Here is a 12,211-nt window from a genome sequence, read left to right as displayed (position 1 = left end):
GGAGGCTTTTTCATGGATGAAGTAACTTACGAAAAAGCAATTTTTGCAGGTGGCTGCTTTTGGTGTATGGTGGAACCATTTGATAAAAAACCAGGCATCCAGAAAGTTTTATCAGGTTATACAGGTGGTGATAAACCTAACCCTACCTATAAAGAAGTTTGTACAAATACAACTGGTCATCGGGAAGCGGTGGAAATCACATTTGATCCGAATGTTTTTCCGTACAGTAAATTATTAGATATTTTTTGGCAACAAATCGATCCTACTGATTCAGGTGGCCAATTTAATGATAGGGGAGAGTCATATAAAACGGCTATTTATTACTTAAACGAAACGCAACGTGAACATGCTCAAGCATCCAAGAAAGAACTAGAAAATAGTGGGAAATTCACTAAGCCGATCGCAACAGATATATTGCCTGCTAAGCCTTTTTATCCTGCTGAAAATGAACATCAAGATTATTATAAAAAGCAAAGTTTTCATTATCAACTCTATAAAAAAGGATCAGGTCGTGCAGATTTTATAAAACAACATTGGAAAAAACAATATACAAAAGAAGAGTTGAAAGATAAACTAACAGCCACTCAATATTTTGTCACACAAGAGAATGGAACAGAGCAACCGTTTCATAATGAATACTGGGATAATCAAGAAGAAGGTGTTTATGTAGATATTGTGAGTGGTGAACCTTTATTTTCATCATTAGATCAATATGATGCAGGTTGCGGGTGGCCAAGCTTCACAAAACCTTTGGATCGTCAATCTTTAAAGGAAAATCTAGACACTTCTCATGGTATGAGAAGAATTGAAGTTCGCAGTGAAGATGCTGATTCTCACTTAGGTCATGTATTTGACGATGGCCCTATAGATAAAGGAGGAATGAGGTATTGTATCAATTCAGCAGCATTGAGGTTTGTTCCAAAACATAAACTAAAGGAAGAAGGTTTAGAAGAATACTTATCTCTTTTTCATTAATTTATAGCTTCCCATTTCAAGCGAGTCTTGCTGGGAAGCTTTCCTTGTACAAATTCGTCTTTTGAATCTTGTTTAGTAGGTGTTCACATACATGTATTTCCCTTTTAAAAATTATTTTATCTTATATAGTGTGTCATGTATTGTTGCATTTATTTTTTTAGTGCTGTATATTCCTTTGGCTTGGATTTTAGGGCCGTTATTAGTTGTTATGTTCATCCAAATATTTACAAAATTGGATATGGTATTGCATCCTGCTCTTAAAAATGTAAGCTTTGTCATTACCGGGGTACAAATTGGTGCAACTTTTACAGCATCCACTTTGGGTAAAGTTATTCCGTATTTCATTCCATTTCTCTTTTTTACATTTTTGATAATTGGTATTTGTATAATAAGTGGGATGCTTTTATCTAAATATTCTTCTATAAAAACATCGACAAGTGTGTTAGGCAGTGTACCAGGTGGATTATCAGTAATGGTAGCGATGAGTGATTCATATAATGCCAACACAGGTTTAGTGGCTATCTTTCATACTATTCGCTTGTTAACTGTGATCTTTATTGTTCCATTTTTAGCCACTATATTATTTGCAAAAAGTGAGACTATCCAAGAAATTCATACTTCCAATACCCTATCAGGCCCTTGGTGGACAGTGCTTATTTATTTCGTTACAATTTGGATTGCCTACCTTTTTCGAAACAAAGTGCCAGCATCATTTGTTTTGATACCAATGTTTATCATAGCTTTAATATATATAATAGATTTTCCAATTATCGATGTACATCCATCTTTGTATCATTTTGCACAATTAACCATTGGCATTCATTTAGGTTTATCGATAAAACTCCATGATTTAAAAATAGCAGGAAAGATAACTTGGCTTTTTATTGTGTTTTCCTGCTTCATCATTTTACTGTCTATCGTATTTGGATATATCTTTTCTTATTTTTCAGAATTAACGGCAGCAACTGCCATTTTAAGTTTAGCCCCCGGTGGATTAGTAGAAATGGCTATTACAGCAAATGAGGTAGAAGCAGACCCTGCTATTGTAGGTTCATTACAATTGTTTCGAATGTTATTTATCATATTATTACTGCCAATTATATTGAAAAAGTATGGTCTGATAAAAAGTGAACAATAATATTATTATGTAAACTAAAATGCGATACTTGTATTCTCTTATTTAAATGTTTATGATAAGGAGAGAAGGAGGTTCTTTTATGATTCATCAAAATTGGGAACAAAATACAACAATAAAGCAAATAAAATGTATGCATACCAAAGCAAAGAAATATAAAGTAAATAATGTGTTAACTGAAGGAAAAACATACAATGTAAAAAATGAAACAGAAGAATTCTATTTTGTAATAGATAATACAAATCGTATCGCTGGGTTTAAAAAAGAATATTTTGAAGAAGTATAAGTTTAAAAATAGATGAATAAGGGAAAGATTCATTAATAGCTTACTATGTTATTATAGATTTTTCAAAGATTCTCCTTAGGAGCTGATAATATGAAAAGAATTTTGTTGATCCGGCATTGCCATGCATTAGCACAACATAAAGATTCCCCTTTGTCTAAAAAAGGAAACCAACAAGCGTATCAACTTTCTCATATGTTAACATCCTTAAGTTATTCTATTGATAGAATATTAACTAGCCCTCATTTAAGAGCGCGTGAAAGTATTAAACCTTTTGCTCTGAAAGCTAGTATTGAATTAGAAATAGATGATCGTCTGAAAGAACGTTTATTGAGCGAACAACCAATGGATGATTGGATGGATATGTTAGAGGAATCTTTTCATGATTATCATCTGAGGCTGCCTGGGGGAGAATCATCGAATGATGCTTTTCATCGTGCAGACAATGTACTATCAGAGTGTCTTGCAGACAAAGACAATGAAAATATTCTGATTGTTACTCATGGTAACTTGTTGGCTTTGATGCTGAAAAAATTTAATGTCGATTTCGGATTCCAAGAATGGAAATCTCTAACTAATCCAGATGTATACTTAATTGAACGTATTGGTGGAGAATTTGTAACAGAAAGAATTTGGGAAGACAGCAATGTTTAAATGTTCTCCAAAAAACTTCTTTTTGTGATAATATTTGAAAATTTTTTTAAATGCGTTATAATGATAATCGTACTTTTTTTAATGAAAGCATGTATTTATGTAGATACATAAACGTTGAATTTATAAAAGGAGGGGACAGTCTTGGCATTTGTCATTACATCACCATGTAAAGAAGAAAAAGCAGGTGAGTGTGTAGAAGTTTGCCCTGTAGATTGTATAGAAGAAGGGAAAGATATGTTCTATATTGATCCTGATATCTGTATTGATTGTGGTGCTTGTGAAGCTGTTTGTCCAGTTGAAGCTATTTATATGGAAGATGAAGTACCAGATGAAGAACATGAATATATTTCTTTAAACCGTAAATTTTTTGAAGAAAGCTAAAAAAGCCACTATTAATAGTGGCTTTTTTTATATACCTATATACATTAATAAATGATTTCAAAGGACTGAAAATCTTGAGGATCGTTTAATTCTTTGATGTGCACATCTTTCACTTTAGCAAAAAGGGAAGGTCCTTCTTCGATGTTAGCTAAAAACTTGGTTACGTCAGATTCTGCGCCTTTAGCTACTAACTCCACGGATCCATCATCTTTGTTTTTGACCCAGCCTGTAACATTGTATTCTATTGCTGTATGTTGTGTAAAATAACGAAATCCAACACCTTGAACACGTCCAGTTACAATTACATGTATGGCTTTCAATTAGATCACCTCTTTTATGTTGATCATATCAAATCTGTCATAGAGTTCAAAACATCTTGATGAAAGGGAGTATAAATGATGAAATCTATAGAACCACACGAGTTAAAGGATTTCAAAATAGGAAATGCTCAAAGTTTTCGTGGCCTGACAGGATGTACAGTTATATTATGTGAAAATGGTGCTGTAACAGGGGTTGATGTAAGAGGCGGCGCACCAGGTACAAGGGAAACAGATCTATTGAAGCCAGAAAATACAATAGAGCGTGTTCATGCAACGTTTTTATCGGGTGGAAGTGCATATGGATTAGAAGTAGGAGCAGGAATTATGGCTTATTTAGAAGAAAAGAGGATTGGTTATGACACGACAATGGCAAAGGTACCAATTGTACCAGGTGCTATTCTTTTTGATTTCATGATAGGTGATGCTCATGTACGTCCTGATAAAAATATGGGTTATCATGCGTGTGAAAATGCTTATGGCAATAGGCTATCTTTTGGAAATATTGGCGCAGGAACTGGAGCAACAGTAGGAAAGTTGTTAGGAACTGATTATATGATGAAAACAGGTGTTGGATTTGCAGGTTATCAAATTGGTGATTTTTATATTGCTGCAGTAGTAGCTGTGAATGCATTTGGAGATATTATGGAACCTGCATCCAATCAAGTTTTAGCAGGTTTATATGACCAAAAGAATCAGAAATTTTTAAACACAGAGAATAAAATACTTCACTCTATACTTAAACCTAGTCAATTGGAAAATACGACAATTGGAACCATTATGACCAATGCATCGTTGACGAAAGCACAAGCCAAAAAAATTGCATCTATTGGTCAAGATGGGATAGCACGAATAGTACGGCCTTCTCACACGTTTTTAGACGGAGACACTATTTTTACCATGTCTTCAGGAAATATCAAAATAGACATAAATGTATTAGCTGTATTAGCTCCAAAAGTTGTAGAAGAAGCCATTATCGATGGTGTGAAAAAGGCTAAATCAGAAGCAGGAATACCTGGTTATCTATGATACATAATCCCTTTCTATTTGGAGACAATGAAAATATATGTCTTAAATGGAAGGGGATTATTAGTGGAATTTCAACATGTACCATTATGGCAAGTCGATCAAATATTGGATGAGTTTCCTTCACTACAAGAGAATAAAAAAACGGAGGTTACAATAGTTGGAGCAGGTATTACTGGTATAACCACTGCCTATTTATTAGCAAAAAAGGGTGTAAAAGTAATAGTTATAGATAGGGATAAAGTAGCAAATGGAACAACTGGTAATACAACTGCTAAAGTAACAGCACAGCATGGTATAATCTACGATGAATTTATTCAACATTTTGGTGAAGAAAAAGCTCTACAATATTATAGAAGTCAAATAGATGCAATAGAATTAATTCAATCACTAGTTCAAGATCATGACATCGATTGCCAATTGGAAGAACAAGACGCGATATTATATACAAATAATGAAAAAAATAGAGACAAATTAGAAAAAGAATATAAAGCATATCAAAAGTTAGGGATAAAAGGAGAGGAGATGGACCGAATTCCATTTTCTATTCCAGCTAAATATGCTTTAAAAATGAAACAACAAGCACAGTTTCATCCTATTTATTACTTGAAAACACTTGTAGATGAAATTAAAAAAAATGGCGGAGAAATTTATCAAAATACGGTTGCAACAGATATTGAAAATGGAGCACATTCTATTGTGAGAACAATAAATGAACAGCAAGTACAATGTAATATTGTTAGTAACCATGTGGTAATTGCATCCCACTTTCCATTTTATGAGGGTACTGCTTTTTATAGTGCTCGTATGTATCCAAGCAGATCTTATATTGTCAGTTTTACCTCGGAGCAAGAATTTCCTGGGGGTATGTACCTTGATATCGACCAGCCTAAGCGATCATTACGTACTATTAAACATAATAATCAGCCGATATGGTTACTAGCTGGTGAAGCTCATAAAACAGGGCAATATAAAAACAGCGATACGCCTTACAAAATTTTAAAAGATTTTGCGAAGAAACATCTAGAACCATCACAGTTTCACTATGAATGGTCTGCTCAAGATTACACAACATTGGATAAAATACCATATATCGGAAGGTTAAATAAGGATCGTCCAGAAATATTAGTTGCGACCGGTTACAGGAAATGGGGAATGACAAACAGTACAGTTGCAGCAAAACTTTTAAGTGATCTCATCTTAGAAAAAGATAATCCATATACAGCATTATATCAGCCAACGAGATTCCACGCCGATCCAGATTTAAAGAAATTTACAAGTATTAATACAAATGTTGCAAGTAAGTTTATACAAGGAAAACTGACAACAAATGACAGGAACAAAACATTACAAAGAGGATCAGCCATTAAAAAGAAACAAAACGGTCAAAATATTGGTATATATAAGGATGAAAATGATGAATTGCATGCTGTTGATACAACATGTACGCATCTTGGATGTGAATTAAATTGGAATGATACAGAAAAATCATGGGATTGTCCGTGCCATGGATCACGATTTACTTATAAAGGAAGAGTAATTGAAGGTCCAGCAATTAAGGATTTAGATCAAATACATGACATGTATGAAGATAAAAATTAATTTTCTATCTCAATATCTCAAGTATACTAGCTTTTTGAGATATTGAGGTATTTTCTACAATGACTTCTGATAATATATATTATGTTAACTAAATGATTTCCCCGAATTTATAAGCTTTACCTCCTCAAGTTCCCATAATAACTACTATTAGGAACTTCTATCCTCAAGTTGATCATAATTTTTCGTTTGAACCAATTATCAAATTATGAACGATAATTATCTCTTTTTCAACCAGTTATTTTATTTCGTTTAAACTTCCGGAGGTGTTTATTTATGAATGTTAAACATGCAGTCGATGATTTTTTAATGTATTTAGCTATCGAAAAGAATTATTCAGAAAATACGGTTAACGGGTACTCTTACGATTTAAAAACCTTTGAAGAATTTTTGGTTAGGCATAATCGTGCTTTGGAGCTTACTGAAATGTATGCCCTTTAGCGCATTCCCAAATCAAAACTTCATGCGCATGAAGGTATTTATTAGATAGAAATTGGCCACCTCTTGATTCTGCGATTTTCCTCATTTCCTCGAGGTTTCTTTTGCGTTTTTACTATATGATAGCATTTGGAACAAAAGCAGCCATTACTTATTAATTCTTTAATTTCTGAATACGAAGCAATAAAATGATGGCGTATATCACAAATCCATTAAAGAGATGAATGATTATTAATATATACCGCAGAAATACATTTTCCTCCGTACTGTTCAGCTAGTTTATGCATATCCTCTATATTTTTATCGGTATTACTCGCACATTTTTCACACCAATTTCCACGCTTAACTTTTGAGGGTTTAGCAAACCACCTATGCCCTTTTATACATTCCAATTCCGTGTTACCGTTCACATATTTCGTTGATATGCATTTACCTCCTTTAGATAATGCTAATAGTCGCATATCATTAATAGTAACCCTTTTAGTCATGACACCACCTCCGTAAAAAAGCGCCAAAGATATGAAATCTTCAGTGCTCCTGCCTTATATTCATTTTATCAAATAACCTTCAGGATTAATCACTGTCATTCGGAAGTGTCTCGGATAGCAGGCATCCAGTGTCTTGCAAATTGGTTCATTGATTGGAGCTTACCTAACTTTTAGGTATCGTTGTTAAGAAATTAAAAAAGTAATTTATTATTAATCTAATGAGTAAATTACCTCACCTTTTTGATTCAAAAAAAGTATTTCTGATGTGGTTCTAGATAAATTCTCATTTATATTACCTTCACTTGAGTTATACGGAATTATAAAATTTGTTTTATTATTTATTTACTCAGTTGATTGATGGCTATCTTCCCAAATCACCTGTATTTTGTCAGATTTTGCGATGATATTTTCATCATAGATTGATATTGTAACAAAAGGGATTCCCGTCTTTATAAACCTTCAGTAATAATGTCACCTGTTGTTCCATAAACGGGCTATTGGGATTAACCATTGTCACCCGCTCCTTGGTTCCGAAATATATCCCCTACACTTTTATCTCCCACATAAAAATGCCCACTTTTGCGTATTATACGCTGAAGTGGACATTAGCAATCAAAATCAAAAGATAATTGATTATTATTGTTATTAGTTAATCTTCCTTTTTTAATCAAATCTTCCCCTCTAACACCTCTTTGATATCTTCTTTTAACAGTAGAGAAAGGTAACCCAGCTTCTTTTGCCCAAGCATTGATTGTTTTTGTTACACCATTTATTTCAATAAGGAATTTATGCTCATATATTGTTCCTACTGGAGCTAACAAATCTTCTTCTTTACATCCGGTATAAAGCCTTCTTTGTAGTGTCTTATATGGTAATCCGCTTATTTCCGCCCATTTAGCTACTGTTTTAGCTTCTCCATTAATTGTTATATATCGACTTGTCCTTTTGTTTCTTGCTTGTTCTAGGTTTGTACTCCATTTACAGTTTTTCGGTTCGTAATTACCATCTACATCTATGCGATCAATTGTTAAACCATCTTTATAGCCATTTTCCTTTGCCCATTTTGCAAAAACCTCAAAATCTCCCCATTCATCACATACTGTTATCCCTCTTCCACCATATCTATCATAGTGATCAAGGGTTTGATTCTTGCATCTTTGGAGCATTTGAGTCCAAATGTTATATAATCTTGTCCGCCTCATTCCATGCGTTTTATTTGCCTCTTCTATTTTAAGAAAAGCGCAGTTTTCGGGGTAATACCCCTCTTCCTTGTCTTTCCTAACTAATTGTAAACCTTCTTTATAACCATTTTCTTTAGCCCAATTCACAAAAGCTACAGGGTCATCTTTCCATTCATCGCAGATCCATATTTTGCCCTTTTTATGGTGATTATCTTTATTACTGCTATAGCACTTAACTCGCATGGATTTCCATGTAACTGCTAAACTAAAATAGTCAATTATTGCTCAATAAAATTGAACACTTTTCGCCCAAAACATTACTCCTTCCATATATGATAGATAGGTAGAATTATTATCGTATGTGGAGGAAACAAAGGTGGAAAAGTGGAGAATGTATAACCAAATTTCTCAACTAAGAGAATTAGGGTTTTCAAAAAGTAAGATTGCTAAGAAATTAGGAATGGCAAGGGTGATGGTACCATTTGTACTTTCTTTCAGGGTTTGAATCATATTGACTTATACACTTAATAAGTAATTCTTTCCAATCATAATCATTGGTTGTATATCTTTTACTTATGCCAGACCCAACAAACATTATGGGTAATTTTTTTGTGCTCTTAATATCATTGAAAACTTGTTTGATATTCACCATTTTATCCCATCCCTAAAAAGTAAATTGTGACTATTACTATTTTACCATATATATAAATTAGCTTAAATTCATTATATTTTAGCCCTTATCCGCGTTAATTCCAGTCATTTCTTCCACTTGCTTATAAGAATAACTTTTCTTCAACATAAGCGCATGTTTAATTTGTTTCTTACTATCTTTCTTGGACGACCTTGCCTAAAATCATCATGCTACTTATCAATCACTTGTCCTCTTGATAGAAGTTAATATAATAGATAATTGATTATTTAACTCATTTATAAAATGGAAGAATAAATTCGCTTGTTAGCTTTCATCCCAATCCTTCTCGAACAGAACATTTGTTCCTAACATAGATTAAACCAAGTATAACATGCAATAAAAAAAGACAATCCTTGAGGACTGTCTTACATCTAAGGTAAACTTTCACAGGCTAACCCATCATTATCATTTCCATCGAGACGGTGAGGGTCACTTTCTGACCCGCCAGCTGCAATTAAAAAATCTTGTGCTTGTTGATGTGTGTCAAACCGCATTAGCAAGTTTATTGCCCAATATGGAAAATGTGCCGTAACAGGTATTGAACTAGGCAATACTCAATCTTTCGGTTTAGATTAAAATTTTTCATGACATAACTTAGTACATTTTTATTAATCGCTCTTAGGTTTTTGTGTTTCTTTGTTCTACCACTGAACATGTAGTTACAAATGTCTTGGGAGAAACAGAGATTTGTTTATGCCGTTGGGCATATTTTATAGAATTGTGGTGAATAGCCTTTATACGAAGTTTAGCTGGTTATTTTTATAATGATGTGGTCTCAAAAGTCCTCATAAAGAATTTCTCCATCTGCAGATAGACCAAGCACCTTAATTTGCAGATTGTCATTGGTAAGTCGTCCATCCGTAATATTAATAAATAACTTCTTTCCGTCTATGATGGCATATCGAGTATTCTCATTTGGTAAGCCTTCTATTTTAACCTCATGAATATGTGGATTGTATATGATTCCTGCGAGAATTCTTTGATCACCGGTGAAGTCTCCATATGATATACTCATATCTGAATCGTTTTTTGGTATTGAGGTAGAGCTTAAAATTTCCTTCCCGTTATCACTAACATGATGAATAAGAAAGCTGTTGTGTACATTCTTTCCAATTACCAAGGTTTGTTCTTCTTCATATAATACGGTGGCAGGCTTTAATATCTTAGGTGTTATAACAGCGTTTATATTTTTTATAACGTTTCCTTCGGAAGAATTCGTTTCGCGAACAAATAAGACTATAACTAAAACCATTATAATCGTAATGAATAAGAATACTATACTTTTTTTAGAAATAATATCCCTCCTCGTATGATATGTTTAAGAGCTCTTCTTAGAGGAATTTCCAATTGGATCCGGATCTCATTGAATGCCCTCTTCGTATTTTACTGTGAATAGGGAGGCGTGACAATGAATTTAACAAAATATTTTCCTTTGTAAGTCGCAGTTAAGATGTCTCATACTACTTATTAAAAATGCTAAAAATTAAATAGGTGAAATGGCGCAGGATGGGGAAAGCCCCATCCTGCGCCATTTTTTTGATAGACTTTCAGACGTGCCTATAGGACAATAATAGAGACAGAACTTTTTTAGGGGATTGTTCCCCCACCTCTTGACTTTTTACCACTTGGCTACAGTAAAAAAGGTTATAATAGGAAAAGAGTCCCTATTAGGCCATTTTTATATTTCCTAATATTGGGTATTCTCGAAGACCTCATCATCCCAATTCTCCCCTTGATTATGCCAACTAAAGCCACCACTATAGGGTCCAACCGATATACTGGAAATACTTGTATTTTCCCATGTGTGACCATATCCCATGTAACTGGTAATGTTCTCTCCTAATGGACTATTGTCAAACGTAAAATATATGTGTCCATACCCTGAATCTGTGTTGTACTCACTTGGATAAGGCTCAAAACTATCTTGCCATTTGATATGCCACCCATTTGGAGTCCAATCTCTATCACCAGCACATAAATCACATGACCAATTAGTTGAATTACCTTCATTAGAGGTAGTTCTAAAGTATGCTGAAACAGGATCAATGTCTTCTTCTATCCCTATATAAAAGCCATCATAACCTCCAATATCATAACCATACCGTGTACCTGGAAGATCATTCATCCATTGATTATCTATCCACGCGAAGTCTCCCCATGCTACATAAGCATTGGAGTCGCTAGAATAATAAATTTTGCTTACACTTTTCCCTACCATTCCAGAATGCGTATCAGCTATAGACATCGTACTATCTTCAGAAGAAGTAGTCACTTCTTCAAATCCTAAATTGTAACTAAAGTTACGACTCATGTTAGTGAATTTATTAAACAGTTGATTTCTTTCTGCTTCAAGAGTAGCAATTTCACTTTTCATTAACTCATCTCTCTCGTCTTTTAGCCTATTATCAATAACTCTTGCTTTAGCTCGTGCATCATACATTTCATTTAGGTAGTCATTGATTAATTTACTTTCCTCACGCATAATATTTTTTCGCGTTTCAGAAATATCATCTCTAAATAGTAAACTATTTTCAGGAATGTTTATCCCTTTATCTTTAAGTTGATCAATCGTAGTTTTTTGTGTATTTTCTTCGTTTGAAGCTAGCACTGAGCTAAATGGTAAAACTAACATACACATCGATAATAAAATAATCTTTTTCATTACAGTTCCTCCTTTAAACTATGTAAGATATACTAATAAGTTTGTAAGTGCTATATCTTGGTGTTAAAGAAAGTTTAGAAAATATAGTCCTTACTAAATAGTGACCTAATGCTCGTTGGATGCTGAGTCCATTACTTTTTCGCATTATTTATTCACCTACCTTTTCAAATAGAAAAATTTTCTATTTATACAATTCAATAGTACCATATTATATATAACTTTTAAACCATTTAATGTAAAAAAAAACAAATTAAACTATATTTTCAAAGGATAAAAAAACCAGTATACAAATAATATTGCGTTGTGTATGACGAGAACGCATGTTCTTTGAAGGGGTGTTATAAGTAAATTATTCACAATTGCCTAGAAACAACATTATCT

General features: G+C 33.4%; 15 protein-coding genes and 1 pseudogene. 9 read left to right on the top strand and 7 right to left on the bottom strand.

Annotated features, from left to right (window positions below; all coding sequences use genetic code 11):
- The first annotated feature begins 12 nt into the window (after positions 1-12).
- The 5 genes from msrA to GHD00_RS07835 all read left to right on the top strand — a co-directional run bounded on the left by msrA (position 13) and on the right by GHD00_RS07835 (position 3,428).
- A complete protein-coding gene (msrA, locus tag GHD00_RS07855; RefSeq protein ID WP_163537605.1) occupies positions 13-975 on the top strand; it encodes a peptide-methionine (S)-S-oxide reductase MsrA in 963 nt (320 codons plus the stop codon).
- Positions 976-1,066: 91 nt separating this feature from the next.
- Positions 1,067-2,113, top strand: coding sequence for an AbrB family transcriptional regulator (locus GHD00_RS07850; RefSeq protein WP_163537604.1), 1,047 nt, complete (start codon positions 1,067-1,069; stop codon positions 2,111-2,113).
- A 79-nt stretch (positions 2,114-2,192) separates the two neighbouring features.
- Positions 2,193-2,396 carry a DUF6501 family protein gene (locus tag GHD00_RS07845; protein WP_163537603.1) on the top strand — a complete coding sequence of 68 codons (204 nt, stop codon included), beginning with the start codon at positions 2,193-2,195 and terminating at the stop codon, positions 2,394-2,396.
- 90 nt (positions 2,397-2,486) lie between these two features.
- Entirely contained in the window at positions 2,487-3,047 is a 561-nt protein-coding gene (locus tag GHD00_RS07840; protein WP_163537602.1) for a histidine phosphatase family protein, read from the top strand.
- Between the two features lie 141 nt (positions 3,048-3,188).
- Entirely contained in the window at positions 3,189-3,428 is a 240-nt protein-coding gene (locus GHD00_RS07835) for an indolepyruvate ferredoxin oxidoreductase subunit alpha (RefSeq protein ID WP_163537601.1), read from the top strand.
- A gap of 44 nt (positions 3,429-3,472) precedes the next feature.
- Here the strand turns inward: GHD00_RS07835 and GHD00_RS07830 are convergent, their stop codons facing one another.
- Complete coding sequence (locus tag GHD00_RS07830) at positions 3,473-3,748, bottom strand: acylphosphatase (RefSeq protein ID WP_163537600.1); 276 nt, start codon at positions 3,746-3,748, stop codon at positions 3,473-3,475.
- A gap of 78 nt (positions 3,749-3,826) precedes the next feature.
- On the opposite strand from GHD00_RS07830, the gene GHD00_RS07825 reads away from it, so the two are divergent.
- From GHD00_RS07825 to GHD00_RS07815, 3 genes are all read left to right on the top strand, one after another.
- Positions 3,827-4,774 (top strand): P1 family peptidase, encoded by a 948-nt coding sequence (locus GHD00_RS07825; RefSeq protein ID WP_163537599.1) that lies wholly within the window; start codon positions 3,827-3,829, stop codon positions 4,772-4,774.
- Between the two features lie 63 nt (positions 4,775-4,837).
- Complete coding sequence (locus tag GHD00_RS07820) at positions 4,838-6,373, top strand: FAD-dependent oxidoreductase (protein ID WP_240468643.1); 1,536 nt, start codon at positions 4,838-4,840, stop codon at positions 6,371-6,373.
- Between the two features lie 273 nt (positions 6,374-6,646).
- On the top strand, positions 6,647-6,811 hold the full coding sequence (locus GHD00_RS07815) for a site-specific integrase (RefSeq protein WP_163537597.1): 165 nt from the start codon (positions 6,647-6,649) through the stop codon (positions 6,809-6,811).
- Positions 6,812-7,020: 209 nt separating this feature from the next.
- Here GHD00_RS07815 and GHD00_RS07810 read toward each other — a convergent pair whose 3' ends face one another.
- Positions 7,021-7,296: a hypothetical protein gene (locus tag GHD00_RS07810; protein WP_163537574.1), complete on the bottom strand. Its 276-nt coding sequence runs from the start codon at positions 7,294-7,296 to the stop codon at positions 7,021-7,023.
- Positions 7,297-7,901: 605 nt separating this feature from the next.
- Entirely contained in the window at positions 7,902-8,720 is an 819-nt protein-coding gene (locus tag GHD00_RS07805) for a hypothetical protein (protein ID WP_163537596.1), read from the bottom strand.
- A 133-nt stretch (positions 8,721-8,853) separates the two neighbouring features.
- Here GHD00_RS07805 and GHD00_RS21255 point away from each other — a divergent pair, with 133 nt between their 5' ends.
- A complete protein-coding gene (locus tag GHD00_RS21255) occupies positions 8,854-8,982 on the top strand; it encodes a hypothetical protein (protein ID WP_276208260.1) in 129 nt (42 codons plus the stop codon).
- Positions 8,983-9,207: 225 nt separating this feature from the next.
- Here the strand turns inward: GHD00_RS21255 and GHD00_RS21430 are convergent.
- The 4 genes and pseudogenes from GHD00_RS21430 to GHD00_RS07785 form a co-directional block, all read right to left on the bottom strand.
- Positions 9,208-9,332, bottom strand: a pseudogene (locus GHD00_RS21430) (recombinase family protein); the annotation flags it as partial.
- 207 nt (positions 9,333-9,539) lie between these two features.
- The gene (locus tag GHD00_RS07795; RefSeq protein ID WP_163537595.1) at positions 9,540-9,719 is read right to left on the bottom strand and encodes a hypothetical protein; all 180 of its coding nucleotides are present in this window, start codon (positions 9,717-9,719) and stop codon (positions 9,540-9,542) included.
- Positions 9,720-9,943: 224 nt separating this feature from the next.
- Positions 9,944-10,288: a hypothetical protein gene (locus GHD00_RS07790; protein ID WP_163537594.1), complete on the bottom strand. Its 345-nt coding sequence runs from the start codon at positions 10,286-10,288 to the stop codon at positions 9,944-9,946.
- A gap of 567 nt (positions 10,289-10,855) precedes the next feature.
- On the bottom strand, positions 10,856-11,830 hold the full coding sequence (locus GHD00_RS07785; RefSeq protein WP_163537593.1) for a hypothetical protein: 975 nt from the start codon (positions 11,828-11,830) through the stop codon (positions 10,856-10,858).
- Positions 11,831-12,211: the final 381 nt, after the last annotated feature.

Origin of the sequence: Gracilibacillus sp. YIM 98692, from assembly GCF_010993965.1 — a bacterium.
GTDB lineage: Bacteria > Bacillota > Bacilli > Bacillales > Amphibacillaceae > Gracilibacillus.
This window is presented reverse-complemented; position numbering and strand designations above follow the sequence as displayed.